This window comes from Ectopseudomonas composti (genome assembly GCF_900115475.1).
Taxonomy (GTDB): domain Bacteria; phylum Pseudomonadota; class Gammaproteobacteria; order Pseudomonadales; family Pseudomonadaceae; genus Aquipseudomonas; species Aquipseudomonas composti.
In genome coordinates this window covers 66,385-83,361 of record NZ_FOWP01000005.1, presented here as the reverse complement: position 1 = coordinate 83,361, position 16,977 = coordinate 66,385, and the positions used below count along the sequence as shown (strand labels likewise).

The window sequence follows — 16,977 nt, the reverse complement described above, 5'->3', positions numbered from 1 at the left end:
AGCCAGCGATGAATGCTCAACGCGGCAATCTGGGTTTCGGCCTGGGCCTGCGCAGCACCTACTACCAAGCCATTCTCGAGCAGCAGCCGGCTATCGACTGGTTCGAGATCGTCTCGGAAAATTACCTGGTGGCGGGCGGCAAGGCCCTCTACTTTCTCGATGCCATCGGTGAGCAGTACCCGCTGGTGATGCATGGCGTGTCGCTGTCGATTGGCGGCCCGCATGAGTTGGATCGCGACTACCTGCGCCAGCTCAAACACCTCGCCGCGCGCGTACAGCCGGCATGGATCTCCGATCATCTGTGCTGGAGCCAGGGCAATGCCCACCAGCTGCATGACCTGCTGCCGCTGCCTTACACCGAGGAGAGCCTGCAGCATGTGGCCGCGCGGGTGCGCCAGGTGCAGGACGTGATCGAACGGCCGCTGGTGCTGGAAAACGTCTCCAGCTATTTGCGCTGCGCCGATGACCAATTCAGCGAATGGCAGTTTCTCGCCGCGCTCAGCGAACTGAGCGGCTGCGAGCTGTTGCTGGACGTCAATAACGTCTACGTCAGTGCGCGCAACCACGGCTTCGATGCCTGGACCTTTATCAGCAGCCTGCCCAAACAGCGCATCCGTCAGTTGCACCTGGCCGGCCACAGCGATTACGGCAGCTACCTGATCGACACCCATGATCAGCCGGTCAGCGATCCGGTCTGGCAGCTCTATCAACGCACATTGCAGCACCTCGGGCCGGTGTCCACGCTGCTGGAGCGTGACGATCATTTTCCCGACCTGGATGTGCTGCTCGACGAGCTGAACACTGCGCGCCGGTTTGCCGCCCAGGCGCTGCAAGGCACGCCGCAATGCGCCTGAGTGACTGGCAGGCGCAGGTGCAGGCCTACCTGCTGGGCTCCGCTGCCCAGGCCAACCCGGCGCTGCAGGCCAGTCTGCTGGGCAGCGCGGCGCTGAGCGCCGAACAGGGCCTGGCGATTTACCACAACGCCTACCGCGCGCGTCTGCTCGAAGCCTTGCGTGGTGATTATTCGGCGGTGCACGGCTGGCTCGGTGATGAGGAGTTCGATGCCCTGGCACTGGCCTATCTCGATGCGCATCCCTCGCAGCATTTCAGCCTGCGCTGGCTCGGCGCGCAGCTGGCTGACTTTATCGACGGCTATCTGGTACCGACCCAGGCTGCGCCGCTCAGCGAACTGGCGCGGCTGGAATGGGCCTTTACCCTGGCCTTCGATGCAGCGGAAGGCCGGCCCCTGAGCCTGGCGCAGATGGCCGAACTGCCGGCCGAAGATTGGCCGACCCTGCAGGTGCGCCTGCTGCCGAGCGTGCAGTGGCTGGTTTGTCGGCATAACAGCCTGGCGCTCTGGCGCGCGTGCAAGGAGCAGGGCGATTTCCCCGGCAGTCAGCCGCTGGAGGAGGTGGAGACCTGCGTGATCTGGCGCGATCAGCTGATTACCCGCTACCGCAGTCTGACGGCCGATGAAGCGGCCGCATTGCAAGGCATGACCGTGCACGGTTGGAACTTCGCCGAGCTGTGCGGCGAGCTGGCGCATCTCGGTGAACAGGCACCAGCTCAGGCGGTGAGCTGGCTGCGCCAATGGCTGGCTGATGGCCTGCTGCAGCGGGTCGATAGCGCCCAGTCCTGACGGCCGCCATCGGCTGCGTAATCTGGCTGCCGATGCGTGCGTGTCCGTGCCACGCACGCCGCTAGTCGCCGCAATCGAACCTGGTGAGAGGGGCCTGGTCATCTGCATCAGGCCCCTGCAAAACACGCCTGGCCAGGAGGGACAATCATGTTTGCGCAACTGCCCGCCGCACTTCGTGATCTCCAGCTACCGCTGCGCCTGAAATTATGGGACGGCAAGCAGCTCGACCTGGGGCCGTCACCCCGGGTGACGCTGGTGGTGAAGGACCCGAGCCTGGTCACGCAGCTGGTGCATCCCAGCCTCGATGCACTGGGCGCGGCCTACGTCGAAGGCCGGGTGGATCTGGAAGGCCCCATCGAAGACGTCATCGAGGTCGGCGATGCGTTGAGCACCGCGCTGCTTGGTGACGAGCCCGCTGCCGTTGAACAGTACGCCGCGCATGACAAGCACAGCGACGCCGAAGCCATCAGCTACCACTACGACCTGTCCAACGAGTTCTACCGCCTGTGGCTGGACCGCGACATGGTCTACTCCTGCGCCTACTTCGAAACCGGCCAGGAAGGCCTCGACCAGGCTCAGCAGGCCAAGTTGCGCCACCTGTGCCGCAAGCTGCGCCTGCAACCGGGTGACAGGTTGCTCGATGTCGGTTGTGGTTGGGGCGGTCTGGCGCGTTTCGCCGCCCGCGAGTTCGATGTCGAGGTTTACGGCATCACCCTCAGCCAGGCGCAGCTGGAGCTGGGCTTGCAGCGCGTGGCCGAAGAAGGCTTGGAGCGACGCGTGACCCTGGAGCTGCTCGACTACCGCGATCTGCCGCAAGACGGCCGCTTCGATAAGGTGGTCAGCGTCGGCATGTTCGAACACGTTGGCCACGCCAACCTGCCGCTGTACTGCCAGCGTCTGTTCGGCGCGGTCCGGCCCGGTGGCCTGGTAATGAACCATGGCATCACTTCGCGCTTCACCGACGGCCGCCCGGTTGGCCGTGGCGCTGGCGAGTTCATCGACCGCTACGTGTTCCCGCAGGGCGAGCTGCCGCATCTGGTGACCATCAGCAAGGCAATCAGCGAGGCGGAGCTGGAGATCGTCGATGTCGAAAGCCTGCGCCTGCATTACGCGCGCACCTTGCACCTGTGGAGCCAGGGCCTGGAACGGCAACTGCAGCAGGCCGCGCAGTGGGTACCGGAAAAGTCCTTGCGCATCTGGCGCCTGTACCTGGCCGGCTGTGCCTACGGCTTTCAGCATGGCTGGATGAACCTGCACCAGATTCTGGCGGTGAAGCCGCGAGACGACGGCAGCCATGATCTGCCCTGGACACGCGCCGACCTCTACGCGTGATGGGGTAACATGCGGCTCGTCCTGATTTCGCGAGCCGCCCATGCCCCTGCCGCAGCGCCCCCGTTATCGCCACCGCGTTCTGCTCACCGTTCTGGCGATTGTCGCCGGCTTGCTGCTGAGCCTGTGGCTGGGCGGCCGCTATGCCGAGCAGCGGGCCTGGGACGAGCGTAGCGTCGAGGCGCGTGGACAACTGCAGCTCTACGCTCAATCCATTCGCACCCTGGTCGAGCGCTTCAGCTCGGTGCCCGAGGTGCTGGCGCTGGACAGCGACATTCGCAGCCTGCTGCGTGCACCACATGATCGCCAACTGCGCCTGGCGCTGAACCAGCGCCTGGAGCGCCTCAATGCCGCTGCCGGTTCGACCGTGCTGTACCTGCTCGATGCCCGGGGCGAAACCCTGGTGGCCAGCAACTGGCGTGACTGGAGCAGCTTCGTCGGCAACAACTACGCCTTCCGCCCGTACTTCCAGAACGCCGTGCGCGATGGTGGCGCGCGCTACTTCGCGGTGGGCGTGACCACCGGTATTCCCGGCTACTTCCTTTCCCATGTGGTGCGCGATGACAAGGGCGAGCTGCTCGGCGTGCTGGTGGTCAAGCTGGAGCTGGAAGACCTGCAGCGCGAATGGGTCGGCCAGCCGGGCGTGCTGATGGTCGCCGACAGCTATCAGGTGGTGATCCTCAGCAACAAACCGATCTGGCGCTTCCGTGCCCTGCAGCCACTCGACGAGCAGGCGCGTGCCGAGCTGGTGGAGGTGCGCCGCTATGCCGAACAGGCGCTGCAGCCGCTGGCCCATCAGGTATATCGGCATATCGACGCCGATGCGGACTGGGCGCGTGTCGATGGCCCGGACGGCAATCGCGATTACCTCTGGCAGCGCCTGTACATGCCTGAAGAAGGTTGGACCCTGCACCTGCTCAGCGAGCCGGTCGGTCTGGCCGATAGTGTGCGCAGCTATCGCCTGGCCGCTGCCGGCGTGTGGATGACCTTCGCCTTCCTGTTGCTGTTCCTCGCCCAGCGGCGCAAGAACCAGCGCTTGCAGGCCGGTATCCGCGAGCGCCTGGAGCGCGAGGTGGCGCTGCGCACCGCCGAGTTGCGCGAGGCGCAGGATGGCCTGGTGCATGCCGCCAAGATGGCTGCGCTGGGGCAGATGTCGGCGGCCCTCGCGCATGAGATCAACCAGCCGCTGACCGCCCTGCAGATGCAGCTCGGCAGTCTGCGTCTGTTGCTCGATAGCGGTCGGCCGGAAGCGGTGCGCGACGGCCTGCAGCGTATCGATGGCCTGCTGCAGCGCATGGCCGCATTGACCGGCCACCTGAAAACCTTCGCCCGCAAGACGCCGGCTGGGCTCAGCGAGCGCCTGTGCCTGAGTGACGTGCTGGAGCAGGCGCTGCAACTGCTGGCGCCGCGTATGCGCAGCGAGCAGGTGGAGCTGCGCACGCAGATCGACGACGAAGCCGAGGTGCTGGGTGATGCCATCCGTATCGAACAGGTGATCCTCAACCTGCTGCACAACGCCCTCGATGCCATGGCCGACAGCGAGTCGCGCATCCTGCTGGTGCGCATCGCCCGTGAAGGCGATGGCTGCCTGCTCAGTGTCGAGGACAGCGGCGGTGGCATCGCCGAGGAAACCCTCGGCCGGGTGTTCGAACCCTTCTTCACCACCAAGCCGGTGGGGCAGGGGCTGGGGCTTGGCCTCGCGGTGTCCTACGGTATCGTGCGTGATCTTGGTGGCACCCTGGAGGCGCACAACGGCGAGCTGGGCGCGGTGTTCAGCATGAGGCTGCCGGCCGCACCGTAGATACTATTCACGGTGGTGTTGCGGCTGGTGCGCACGGCGCACCCTACGAACTGCGCGCCCGACCGTAGGGTGCGCCGTGCGCACCGGTCGTTCCCCCGGATCGTATTCGTCGGGCTACACTGCCCGCCGTTCTCAAGAGGAGGTGCCATGAGCGCTCAGGTCATAGTGGTCGACGATGAAGCGGCGATTCGCGAGGCGGTGCAGCAGTGGCTGGAACTATCCGGTTTCGAAGTACGCACCTGCGCCAGCGCGGCCGAAGCCCTGGCGGTGGTCGACCGTGACTTCCCCGGCATCGTCGTCAGCGATGTGCGCATGCCCGGCAGTGACGGGCTGCAATTGCTCGACAAGCTGCTGCAGGTCGACAGCGACCTGCCGGTGATCCTCGTCACCGGCCACGGTGATGTGCCCATGGCGGTGCAGGCGCTGCGTCAGGGTGCCTATGACTTCATCGAGAAACCCTTTACCCCCGAGCGCCTGCTCGACAGCGTACGGCGTGCGCTGGACAAGCGTCGTCTGGTCTGCGAGAACCGCCAGCTGCGTCGGCAGGTGGCCGACAAGGGCCGTATCGAGAGCCAGCTGATCGGTATTTCCCGGCCGATGGAAAATCTGCGGCGGCAGATCCTCGAACTGGCCGGTACCTCGGTCAACGTGCTGATCCGTGGTGAAACCGGCAGCGGCAAGGAGCGTGTGGCGCGCAGCCTGCACGATTTCAGCCCGCGTGCCAGCAAGGCCTTCGCCGCGCTCAACTGTGCGGCGATCCCCGAGACCATCTTCGAAAGCGAGCTGTTCGGCCACGAGAGTGGTGCCTTCACCGGCGCTCAGGCCAAGCGCATTGGCCGTATCGAGCACGCCGACGGCGGCACCCTGTTCCTCGACGAGGTGGAGAGCCTGCCGCTGGCGCAGCAGGTCAAACTGTTGCGTGTGCTACAGGAGAAGACCCTGGAGCGCCTGGGTTCGAACAAGAGCATTCAGGTCGATCTGCGGGTGATCAGCGCGGCCAAGCCGGACCTGCTCGATGAGGTCAAGGCCGGGCGTTTCCGCGAGGACCTGGTATACCGCCTGAACGTCGCCACCCTGCACATTCCGCCACTGCGCGAGCGCCGCGAGGATATTCCCCTGCTGTTCGAGCATTTCGCCCATGAGGCGGCGCTGCGTCATGGCCGCGAAGCGCCGCCGCTGGCGCCGAGCGAGCTGGCGCGCCTGCTCGGCCATGACTGGCCGGGCAACGTGCGCGAGCTGATCAACGCCGCCGAGCGTCATGCCCTGGGCCTGTCCAGCCCGCCACCGGCCGAGCGCTTCGCCGGCCAGGCGCTGGCACAGCAGATGGAAGCCTTCGAGGCGCAGTGCCTGCACAACGCCCTGCTGCAATGCCAGGGCAATATCGCCGCGGTGATGGACATGCTGCAGTTGCCGCGCCGCACCCTCAACGAGAAGATGCAGCGCCATGGCCTGGCGCGTGGTGATTACCTGCCAGGCGGCGAAGAATAAGGCAGCGCGGGCATCTAGGGTGCGCCTTGCGCACCTGGTGTCATGATCTTGAGCCAGCCGGTGCGCACGGCGCACCCTACGAGCCGTGGTCCGGATGCAATTCGGCAAGTAGCGCTCACCTCATCCCCGGCCTGCGTCCGGCTCACCTTATAGGCGGAATTTTGCTTATCCTCTCGCGAGGGTAAGCGGTTTACCGCTCAGTGACCCATTGGTCTCTCTGTAAAACCCCTCTATCTCGGGCTTTTCAGGCCCTGGCACGGCATCTGCTATGTCAGTTGCAGCCGCTCAGCACCTTGCCGACGTGGCGACCATAACAACGACAAGAGGTCAGCCCCATGAACTGCCACGCCCCTCGTGCCATGCCGCACTCGCTGCTTTGCATGGGCCGCCTCTCTTCCGCGCTTGCCGCGGCTCTTGTCCATCGCTGCACCCTGCGCTGCTGATCGCGCAACGTCGGCGTCGCCTGTGCGACGTCGTCTAGAGTGAAACTCTGCATACAGCCAATAACAACGACGGAGATACTTCCATGCGACTGACCAAGAAAATCAGCCTGTTTGCCGCAGCTGCGGCCATTACTGCCAGCACTGCAGTGCTCGCTGCCCCGACCTTCATCAACGTGCTCACCGGCGGTACCAGTGGTGTGTACTACCCGATCGGCGTAGCCCTGTCGCAGCTGTACAGCAACGGCATCGAAGGCTCCAAGACCTCGGTCCAGGCGACCAAGGCGTCGGTGGAAAACCTCAACCTGCTGCAAGCAGGTCGTGGCGAGCTGGCCTTCGCCCTGGGCGACTCGGTAGCCGATGCCTGGAACGGTGTCGAAGACGCCGGCTTCAAGGCGCCGCTGAAGAAGATCCGCGCCATTGCCGGTACCTACCCGAACTACATCCAGATCGTTGCCAACGCTGAATCCGGCATCAAGACCCTGGAAGACCTCAAGGGCAAGCGCATCTCTGTCGGCGCGCCGAAGTCCGGTACCGAGCTCAACGCTCGCGCCATCTTCGAAGCCGCTGGCCTGAGCTACAAGGACATGGGCAAGGTCGAATTCCTGCCCTACGCCGAGTCGGTCGAGCTGATCAAGAACCGTCAGCTGGACGCTACCCTGCAGTCCTCCGGCCTGGGCATGGCCGCCATTCGTGACCTGGCCTCGACCATGAAGATCAGCTTCGTCGCCATCCCGGCCGAAATCACTGCCAAGATTGACAACGCTGCCTATCAGGCCGCCACCATTCCGGCCGGTACCTATGACGGCCAGGATGCTGACGTACCCACCGTTGCCATCACCAACATCCTGGTCAGCCATGAAGGCGTTTCCGACGAAGTGGCCTACCAGATGACCAAGCTGATGTTCGACAACCTCGATCGTCTGGGTACCGCTCACTCCGCGGCCAAGGACATCAAGCTGGAAACCGCTACCAAGAACCTGCCGATCCCGCTGCACCCAGGTGCCGAGCGCTTCTACAAGGAAGCCGGCGCGCTGTAATGACGGCGCGGGCCGTGGCGTAACCGCCACGGTCCGGTCTTCACAGAATCGCGAATAAAACCGGCGCTTACAGGCGGTGGGTTTTGTTGGCGACTCTGCCTCCGTATCGAAGTAGTCATGAGGTTTGCACTCCATGAGTGAACAAAACAACGGCCTGGCCGCCAGCCCGTCCGACTGGCCGAAGGCGCTCTTTGCCGTCGCGCTGCTGTTCTCCATCTTCCAGATCATCACTGCGGCTTTTCACCCGGTATCGACCCAGGTGCTGCGTGCGGTGCACGTCGGCTTCCTGCTGCTGCTGGTGTTCATCAGCTTCCCGGCGCTCGGCAAGGGCCGTCCGTGGCAGCCCGCGGCCTGGCTGCTGGGCCTGGCCGGCATGGCTACGGCCATCTACCAGTGGTACTTCGAGGCGGACCTGATCCAGCGCTCCGGTGACTTGACCACCGGCGACATGATCATCGGCCTGACCCTGATCGTGCTGGTGTTCGAGGCGGCGCGCCGGGTCATGGGCATCGCCCTGCCGATCATCTGTGCCCTGTTCCTCGCCTACGGCATGCTCGGCCAGTACCTGCCAGGCGAGCTGATGCATCGCGGTTACGGCCTCGACCAGATCGTCAACCAGCTGTCGTTCGGCACCGAAGGCTTGTACGGCACGCCGACCTACGTTTCGGCGACCTACATCTTCCTGTTCATCCTGTTTGGTGCCTTCCTCGAGCAGGCCGGGATGATCAAGCTGTTCACCGACTTCGCCATGGGCCTGTTCGGCCACAAGGTCGGCGGCCCGGCCAAGGTGTCGGTGGTGTCCTCGGCGCTGATGGGCACCATCACCGGTTCCGGCGTGGCCAACGTGGTCACCACCGGCCAGTTCACCATCCCGCTGATGAAGCGCTTCGGCTACCGCCCGGCCTTCGCCGGTGGCGTCGAAGCGACCTCGTCGATGGGTAGCCAGATCATGCCGCCGATCATGGGCGCCGTGGCCTTCATCATGGCCGAGACCATCAACGTGCCGTTCTTCGAAGTGGCCAAGGCCGCACTGATCCCGGCGCTGTTGTACTTCGGCTCGGTGTTCTGGATGGTCCACTTGGAGGCCAAGCGCGCCAACCTGCGCGGCCTGCCCAAGGACGAATGTCCGAACCCGTGGAAAGCCGTGCGTGAACGCTGGTTCCTGCTGATTCCGCTGTTCATCCTCATCTACCTGCTGTTCTCCGGTCGTACCCCGCTGTTCTCCGGTACCGTCGGCCTGGCGCTGACCGCAATGGTCATCCTCGGTTCGGCGATCATCCTGCAGGTGTCGTCGAAGATCATGCGCTTCGCCTTCTGGATCGCCCTGGGCGTGCTCTGCGCCGGCTTCTTCCAGCTCGGTATCGGCGTGGTGTTCGGCGTTATCGCCCTGCTGGTGGCGATCTGCTGGTTCGTCAAAGGCGGCCGTGAAACCCTGACCCTGTGCCTGCATGCGCTAGTCGAAGGTGCGCGTCATGCCGTACCGGTCGGTATCGCCTGCGCCCTGGTCGGTGTGATCATCGGCGTGGTGTCGCTGACCGGGGTGGCTTCCACTTTCGCCGGTTACATCCTCGCCATCGGCCAGGACAACCTGTTCCTGTCGCTGGTGCTGACCATGCTCACCTGCCTGGTGCTGGGCATGGGTATCCCGACAATCCCCAACTACATCATCACCAGCTCGATCGCCGCGCCGGCCCTGCTGGAGCTGGGCGTGCCGCTGATCGTCTCGCACATGTTCGTCTTCTACTTCGGCATCATGGCCGACCTCACGCCGCCGGTCGCGCTGGCCTGCTTCGCTGCCGCGCCAATCGCCAAGGAGCGTGGCCTGAAGATCAGCCTGTGGGCCGTGCGTATCGCCGTTGCCGGCTTCGTCGTGCCGTTCATGGCGGTCTACTCGCCAGCGCTGATGCTGCAGGGCGATAGCCTGCTGGCGACGGTCTACGTCGGTCTCAAGGCGATGCTGGCCATCGGCATCTGGGGCGCCGTGTTCACCGGTTACCTGCAAGCCAAGCTGACCTGGTGGGAGCGCATCCTGGGTCTGGCCGCTGGCGCCAGCCTGATTCTCGCCACCCCGATCAGTGACGAAATCGGCTTTGTCCTCAGCGCCATCTTCATCGCTCAACACGTCTGGCGCGCCCGTCGTGCCGAGGCAGCGACAGCGTGATTGGTCTTTGCCTGGGGTTGGCCGGCGCGGTGTGGGCAGAGTTGCCCACGCCGGCCTTCACCCTGGCCTGGACCCACACCATCGAGAAGATTCGCTGGGAAGAAGATTACCGCGTCACCGCTGAGGGCTTGGTTCTCGGCGAGGCGCGGGTCAAGGGTTCCGGCGCCGGCATGGAGATTCCTGACGGCGCCGAACTGCGCAATGGCAGCTGGCACTACCAGCGTCAGCTACCGCCTTTGCAACCCCTGCGAGTGGGGCGTACGCCCGAAGCCGGGGATTACCAACTGTGTTTCAACCAGCGTTGTCGCCCGATGAGCGACTGGCTAGGCCCGCCAAAAGCGAGCCAGCCGGCGTTGGAACTCTGGAGCTGTGAGCTGAGCTCCCCCGCGGCTGACGCGGGCTAGGTTCGCCGAGCGGACCCATGCTCCCGGCGCCACAAGTGCCGGGTCTAAAGAAGGAAACCCCCATGCGGCGCAAGCCTGTGGGGGTTTTGTTCATCTGCGGCCAGCGGGGCTATGCGCGCCGCGAATCTTATGCGCTTATGCACTGTCCAACTCGCCGCGGGGCGCGACTCCTACAGGAGCGGCGGCCCGATGCCCAGGTGCCGCCGAGGCGCCGTCGGCTTGGCCTACTATCCGCTCAGGAGACCTGTCATGCGCATTCTTTATCGTACCGCTCTACCTCTTGCTCTCTGCCTGTCGCCCGTGGTGGCTAGCGCGGTAGAGCTGCAGTCCGGTGTCTGGGAGGTCAGCGCGCACAACATGCAAGTCGGCGGTCAGGCGATGCCGGGCATGGATCAGATCCTCGCGCAGCTGCAGAACCTGCCGCCGGAGCAGCGCCAGATGATGGAAGGCATGATGGCCGAGCGCGGTGTGAAACTCGGTGCCGGTGGGGTGCAAATCTGCCTGACCGAAGAGCAGATCAAGTCGCAGGACATTCCCCTGCAGGATCCCAACTCTGGTTGTAACCAGCAGATCACCGAACGCAGCAGTAACCTGTGGAAATTCCGCTTTACCTGCCCGGATGCGCAGGGCGAAGGGGAGACCCGTTTCGTCAGCGACAAGGAATTTACCACCCAGGTCAAAGGCACCTACAAGGGCCAGCCAAGCAGCATGGAGAGCCAAGCCCGTTGGGTGGGGACGGATTGTACTTCTCTCAAAAGGAACTGAGATGCAGCTGAAGATGTAAATTATTCGTATTGACTGCTTGTGCTCCTGCTGCGAGAATTTTGTCGCTAATTATTTGCATTCGTAGTTCGCGAATGCCTGCCAGGGAGGCATTCGGCTGCGAAGGGACTGTCAGCGGCTACCGACAGCGCATCAGGAGATCGTCCCTTGTTCAGCAGAAAAACCCACCTGGCCGTGGCGATTGCGGCCGCCTGCAGTTTCAATCATGCCGTGGCCAGCGAGCAGGAGCAGCTTGAGCTCGATGCCCAGACCGTGCTTGGCAGCAGTGCGGCGGCCGATGTCGATAGCTACAAAGCCACGTCCAGCAGCGCTGCGACCAAGCTCGACCTGACCCCGCGGCAGACGCCGCAGTCGATCTCCACCCTGAGCGGTGCCCAGCTGCGCGACTTCAAGCTGACCAGCGTCAACGATGCGCTCAAGGCCGTGCCGGGCGTACAGGTGCAGGAAGTCGAAACCGACCGCACCTATTACACCGCCCGCGGCTTCGACATCACCAACTTCCAATACGACGGCATCTCCGTGCCCTTCGTCTACGGCAACGTCGAAGGCGATCTGGACACCGCCATGTACGAGCGTGTGGAAGTCGTTCGCGGTGCCAATGGCCTGATCTCCGGCACTGGCAATCCCTCGGCGACCGTCAACTTCGTGCGCAAGCGGCCCACCGCCGTACCGCAGGCGCGCGTCGACCTGACGGCCGGCTCCTGGGACAAACGCCGTATCGACACCGACGTATCCGGCGCGCTCAATGACGCGGGCAGCGTGCGCGGGCGTGTGGTGTACGCCAACGAAAACAAGAACTCCTACCTCGACCGCTATTCGCGCGAGAAGAACATGTTCCATGGCGTGTTGGAGTTCGATCTGGACGACAGCAGCGTGTTCACCCTTGGCCACACCCTGCAGACCAGCGACGCCAACTCGCCGATGTGGGGCGCGCTGCCGCTGGTTTATCAGGATGGCGGCAAGACCGACTACTCGCGTTCCACCAGCACCGCCACTGACTGGGCCTACTGGGACAACCAGGAAAACCGCACCTTCGCCGAGCTGGCGCATACCTTCGACAACGGCTGGCAGGCCAAGACCGTGCTCACGCGGGTGGAGAAGAAGAGCGACGGTTCGATGTTCTACATCTACGGCACGCCGAACCGCGAAACTGGGGCCGGCCTTTACTCCTATCCGTCCGAGTACAACGAGAAGAACAAACAGCTGATCGTCGATGTGCAGGCCAGCGGCCCGTTCAGCTTTGCCGGGCGCCAGCATGAGGCGGCTCTGGGTGGCAGCTGGTCACGCTCCGAGCTGGAAGATCGCTCCTGGTATGACTCGACCACCGGCACCATGCTGCCGCCCCTGGAAGACTGGAGCGGCGACTACGCCAAACCGCGCAATGACAACGGCAGTGCCGGCAGTGATTTCACTGACCGCATGAAAAGCGCCTACGGTGCGGCTCGCTGGAGCCTGACCGACGACCTGAGCCTGATCACCGGCGCCCGCGTGATCGACGTGCGGAGCAACGGCATCAATTACAGCCTGGCCAAGTCCTCGAAGAACAGCGGCAAGGTCGTGCCCTACGCGGGCGTGGTCTATGACCTCACCGAGCAGTACTCGCTGTACGCCAGCTACACCGAGATCTTCGAGCCGCAGACCAAAAGCGATGTGAGTGGCTCGCGTCTGGCGCCCCTGGAGGGCGTGAACTACGAAGCCGGTATCAAGGGCGAGCTGTTCGACGACAAGGTCAATGTGTCCTTGGCGGTATTTCGCACCGAGCAGGACAATTTTGCCGAGCAGGCCGGCGTCAGGGGCGGTGTCGCCTACTACCGCGCCATCCAAGGCCTGACCAGCGAAGGTTACGAGCTGGAGTTCTCCGGTGAGCCGCTGGATGGCCTGCAGCTCAGCGCCGGCTACACCTTCGTCGACATCACCGACGCCGACGGCGGGCATGCCGTGACCTACTCGCCGAAGCACATGGTCAAGGCTGCGGCGACCTATCGTGTGCCAGGTCTTGAAAAACTCAAAGTGGGTGCGGCGGTGCGTTGGCAGGACAGTATCAAAACCGCTGTGTCGCTGACGGCCGATGACGGGTTTACCTCGATTGGCACTGCCGATGCCGAGCAAAAGGCCTACGCCGTGGTCGACCTGATGGCCAGCTACGACATCGACCCCAACTGGAGCGTGTCGGCCAACCTCAACAACCTCACCGACGAGAAGTACCTGAGCAGCCTGTACTGGACGCAGGCCTATTACGGTGCCCCACGTAACGTCAGCGCTACCCTGACCTGGAAATACTGACGGCCAGGGCCGCCCCAACGGGCGGCCCTGCTGGTCGACGAGAGAATTCGATGCGCCCGATTCTGGTACTGCTGCACCGCTGGTGCGGCCTGTTCATCGCCCTGTTCCTGTTCACCGCCGGCTTGACCGGCGCTGTCATTTCCTGGGATCACGAACTGGACGAATGGCTCAACCCGCACCTGTTCGATGCGCAAAGCGCAGGGCCGGCGCAGGACCCGCTGCAACTGGTGGATGCGCTGGAGGCACGCGATCCGCGCTTGCAGGTGAGCTTCATGCCACTGGCGTTGGAGCCGGGCCATGCCCTGGGCATCTTCGTCGACCCGCGTATCGATCCTGCGACGAGTAAGGCCTACAAGCTGGGCTTCAATCAGCTGGGCGTCGATCCGGTGAACGGCAATATCCAGGGCCAGCGTGAATGGGGCGCGATCTCCCTGAGTCGGGAGAACCTGCTGCCGTTTCTCTACAAGCTGCATTACAGCCTGCATATCCCGGACGGCTTCGGCATCGAACTGGGCATATTGTTCTTCGGCATCGTCGCCATCGTCTGGTGCCTGGACTGTTTGGTGGCGCTGTGGCTGTCGTTCCCCAACCTGCGCAGTTGGCGCAAGTCGTTCGCCTTTCGCTGGCGCCAGGGCGGCTACAAGCTCAACTTCGACCTGCACCGTTCCGGCGGCGTATGGATCTGGTTGCTGCTGCTGATCCTCGCTGTCACCTCACTGTCGATGAACCTCGAACGCCAGGTGGTGCGCCCGCTGGTCGAACTGTTCTCACCGCTGACGCCAAGCCCCTTCGCCAGTCGCACGCCGGTGACGCTGGACAAGCAGATCGTGCCGCAGATCGACCGCCGCCAGGCCATCGCCATTGCCGATGCCGAAGCGCGTCGACTGGGCTGGCACGCGCCGGCTGCAGCGCTGTTCCACTCGGCCGAATTCGGTGTCTACGGCGTTGGTTTCTATGAGCTGGGTGAAGACCACGGCGACGCCGGGTTGGGCAATCCCTGGATCTACGTCGACAGCCGCAGTGGCGAACTGGCTGGCGCACATGTGCCGGGCACCGGCAGCGCTGGCGATATCTTCCTGCAGGCGCAGTTCCCGCTGCATTCCGGGCGCATCATCGGTCTGCCGGGGCGGATTCTGGTGTCGTTGCTGGGCCTGGCGGTCGCCGCGCTGTCGCTCACCGGCGTGGTGATCTGGGCCAGGAAACGCCGCTCGCGCGTGCTTGCTGCACAACGCCTGAGTGCCGGCTCACAGGCCGTGGCGTAAACGTATCGCCGCGACTTGTTCGGCGCGTTCCTCGAGGAAACGGTTGAACGCCTCGATCAACTCGGGATGGTGGATGCTCGACAGGTAGTAGTGATCTTCCACGTGTGGCAGCTCGGGGTCGAACATCAGGCTGTCGGGCGCCATGCGCATCTGCCGCAACTGGTAAGCGACTACCTTGGGGTTGAGGTAGACCGCGTCGACGCGATCGCTGCTTGCCATGCGCAGCAACGAGTCGATCTGGTTGGCCTGGATCAGGCGGATTTCCCCGGCGCGAATCTCCGGCAGGTAGGGCCATGGGGTGAAGCCATTCTGCGTGCCGAGCAGTTCGATGCGCTGCTGGCCCTGACCCAGGTGCTGCGGTTTGACCAGAATGCCGTCGACATAAGGCGCGGCTGGATGGCTGTAGTGGATGTCATGGCCGGCCTTCTGGTCGGCGTTCCATTGCGGGTGATCGGGGAACTTGAGATCGACCCGACCGGACAGGAAATCGCCAAGCAGGCGCCTGACCGGCAGCGGCGTGTAAACGAATCGGTAACCGTACTCGGCAGCGAAGGCGTCCAGCAGGTCGCGCGCGTAGCCGCGGTACTCGCCGTTCTCCACGTCGGAGTAAGGCTGGTAGGGCTGCAGTTCGACGCCGACGCGAATTTCCTCCTGCGCCGCAGCGGGCAGGACGAACAGGCAGAGCAGCAGGGCAAAACACTTGGTCATGGTGGGCAGGGTCTCGCTGACAGCTAACAGCGGCTGGCACCCTAACCATAGCCGCGCCTCAGAGAATCGGCGAGATCAACCGCGCCACGCGCATGCCCAGCTGCTGCAGGCGGTGCAGGTTGCGCCGGTCGGCGTTGACCAGCTCGCGCGAGCGGCTGAAATCGTCTTCCAGCATGGCCGCCACCTGAGCATTGAAACCTTCGTCGAAGGTCAGCAGGCTGACCTCGAAATTCAGGCGGAAGGAGCGGTTATCCAAATTGGCGCTGCCCAGCATGCTGGCTTCATGGTCGATCAGCAGGGCTTTCTGGTGCAGAAAACCGGGCTGGTAGCGAAAGATACGCACGCCAGCGCGCAGGGCTTCGAAGGCATACAGGCTGGAGGCGGCGTAGACGATGCGATGGTCCGGGCGTGCCGGCAGTAGCAGGCGCACATCGACGCCGCGCATCACCGCCAGGCGCAGTGCGGCGAACAGTGCCTCGTCGGGGACGAAATACGGGCTGCTCAGCCAGACCCGCTCACGCGCGGCGTGAATCGCCTCGACGAACAGCAGTGAGCAGGTTTCCTGCGGGTCGGCCGGGCCGCTGGCGACCACCTGACAGAGCAGGCCGGGTTCATCCTGCTTGCTCGGCATCAGCAGCGGTGGCAGGCGCTTGCAGGCCCAGTACCAGTCTTCGGCGAAGGCTTCCTGCAGGCTGGCCACCACCGGGCCGCGCACTTCGACGTGGGTGTCGCGCCAGGGCGCCAGCGGTGGTTTCTGACCGAGGTACTCGATGCCGACGTTGAGCCCACCGAGAAAGCCGATCTCGCCGTCGACCACGACGATCTTGCGGTGGTTGCGAAAATTCAGCTGGAAGCGATTGAACAGCCCGGAGCGCGTGGGGAAGGCGTGTATCTGCACGCCGCCGCGGCGCAGACGGTCGATGAAGGCAGTGGACAACGAATGGCTGCCGACACCGTCGTACAGCACGTGCACCTGCACGCCAGCAGCGGCGCGCTCCAGCAATACGTCGTGCAGGCGCCGACCGAGGCTGTCGTCACGGATGATGAAGAACTGCAGCAGGATCACCTGCTGGGCGTTGGCCAGCGCCCTGAAAAGAGCCGCGAAGGTGGCCTCGCCGTCGATCAGCAACTCGACGCGGTTGCCGGTCAGGCCAGGCAGATGTGACAGGCGGGGCAGGGCACGCAGGCGATCGTAGGCGGGCGATAGGTGCGCGGCCTTGGCTTCCTCGACCCAGGGGCGCCAGTCCTGCTCGGCCATCGCGTGGTGCATTTCCTTGTCGGCCTGGCGCCGCGCCTTGACGTAGGCATCGAAGCGGCTGCGCCCGAACACCAGGTACGGCAGCAGCGTCAGGTAGGGCATGAAGAACAGCGACAAGCCCCAGGCCAGCGCGCCCTGGGCGGTGCGCACGGTCAGCACGGCGTGGATCGCAGCCAGCACGCCGAGGGCGTGAATGGTGGCGATCAGGTAGGCGAACAGATGAGGAATGCCGAAATCCGCAGGCATGCAGGGTCTTCCTTTGCACAGGCTGTGTGCAGCTGACCACGGGGGTTGCGCAGCGTTCGCGAGTATCCTGCCACGGCTACCTGGCGAATGGCAGTGGCGGGCAAATTGCCACCTTTCAGGGAATTATTCGGGACT

Annotated in this window: 13 protein-coding genes; 11 read left to right on the top strand and 2 right to left on the bottom strand. The window is 64.2% G+C overall.

The window, feature by feature from the left end; translation table 11 throughout:
- The first annotated feature begins 8 nt into the window (after positions 1 to 8).
- The 11 genes from bufB (at position 9) to BM059_RS10780 (ending at position 14,630) form a co-directional block, all read left to right on the top strand.
- A complete protein-coding gene (bufB, locus tag BM059_RS10830) occupies positions 9 to 854 on the top strand; it encodes an MNIO family bufferin maturase (RefSeq protein WP_074938588.1) in 846 nt (281 codons plus the stop codon).
- Complete coding sequence (locus BM059_RS10825; RefSeq protein WP_074938587.1) at positions 845 to 1,639, top strand: HvfC/BufC N-terminal domain-containing protein; 795 nt, start codon at positions 845 to 847, stop codon at positions 1,637 to 1,639. Before bufB ends, BM059_RS10825 begins: the two co-directional genes overlap by 10 nt.
- A 147-nt stretch (positions 1,640 to 1,786) precedes the next feature.
- Positions 1,787 to 2,971 carry a C17 cyclopropane fatty acid synthase CfaB gene (gene cfaB, locus BM059_RS10820; protein ID WP_074938585.1) on the top strand — a complete coding sequence of 395 codons (1,185 nt, stop codon included), beginning with the start codon at positions 1,787 to 1,789 and terminating at the stop codon, positions 2,969 to 2,971.
- A 40-nt stretch (positions 2,972 to 3,011) separates the two neighbouring features.
- Positions 3,012 to 4,769, top strand: a complete 1,758-nt coding sequence (locus BM059_RS10815; protein WP_036999332.1) for a sensor histidine kinase — start codon at positions 3,012 to 3,014, stop codon at positions 4,767 to 4,769.
- Between the two features lie 147 nt (positions 4,770 to 4,916).
- Positions 4,917 to 6,257 carry a sigma-54-dependent transcriptional regulator gene (locus BM059_RS10810; RefSeq protein ID WP_036999329.1) on the top strand — a complete coding sequence of 447 codons (1,341 nt, stop codon included), beginning with the start codon at positions 4,917 to 4,919 and terminating at the stop codon, positions 6,255 to 6,257.
- A 526-nt stretch (positions 6,258 to 6,783) separates the two neighbouring features.
- The gene (locus BM059_RS10805) at positions 6,784 to 7,737 is read left to right on the top strand and encodes a TAXI family TRAP transporter solute-binding subunit (protein WP_036999326.1); all 954 of its coding nucleotides are present in this window, start codon (positions 6,784 to 6,786) and stop codon (positions 7,735 to 7,737) included.
- 133 nt (positions 7,738 to 7,870) lie between these two features.
- Positions 7,871 to 9,898, top strand: a complete 2,028-nt coding sequence (locus BM059_RS10800) for a TRAP transporter permease (RefSeq protein ID WP_074938583.1) — start codon at positions 7,871 to 7,873, stop codon at positions 9,896 to 9,898.
- A complete protein-coding gene (locus BM059_RS10795) occupies positions 9,895 to 10,302 on the top strand; it encodes a DUF1850 domain-containing protein (protein WP_037001801.1) in 408 nt (135 codons plus the stop codon). The genes BM059_RS10800 and BM059_RS10795 overlap by 4 nt, the downstream gene beginning before the upstream one ends.
- A gap of 249 nt (positions 10,303 to 10,551) precedes the next feature.
- Positions 10,552 to 11,067, top strand: a complete 516-nt coding sequence (locus tag BM059_RS10790; protein WP_074938581.1) for a DUF3617 domain-containing protein — start codon at positions 10,552 to 10,554, stop codon at positions 11,065 to 11,067.
- 165 nt (positions 11,068 to 11,232) lie between these two features.
- On the top strand, positions 11,233 to 13,368 hold the full coding sequence (locus BM059_RS10785; protein ID WP_074938579.1) for a TonB-dependent siderophore receptor: 2,136 nt from the start codon (positions 11,233 to 11,235) through the stop codon (positions 13,366 to 13,368).
- Between the two features lie 50 nt (positions 13,369 to 13,418).
- On the top strand, positions 13,419 to 14,630 hold the full coding sequence (locus tag BM059_RS10780) for a PepSY-associated TM helix domain-containing protein (protein WP_074938577.1): 1,212 nt from the start codon (positions 13,419 to 13,421) through the stop codon (positions 14,628 to 14,630).
- Here BM059_RS10780 and BM059_RS10775 read toward each other — a convergent pair.
- Positions 14,613 to 15,338, bottom strand: coding sequence for a substrate-binding periplasmic protein (locus BM059_RS10775; RefSeq protein WP_074938575.1), 726 nt, complete (start codon positions 15,336 to 15,338; stop codon positions 14,613 to 14,615). The genes BM059_RS10780 and BM059_RS10775 overlap by 18 nt on opposite strands.
- Before the next feature lie 58 nt (positions 15,339 to 15,396).
- Positions 15,397 to 16,842, bottom strand: coding sequence for a cardiolipin synthase (gene cls, locus BM059_RS10770; protein ID WP_074938573.1), 1,446 nt, complete (start codon positions 16,840 to 16,842; stop codon positions 15,397 to 15,399).
- Positions 16,843 to 16,977: the final 135 nt, after the last annotated feature.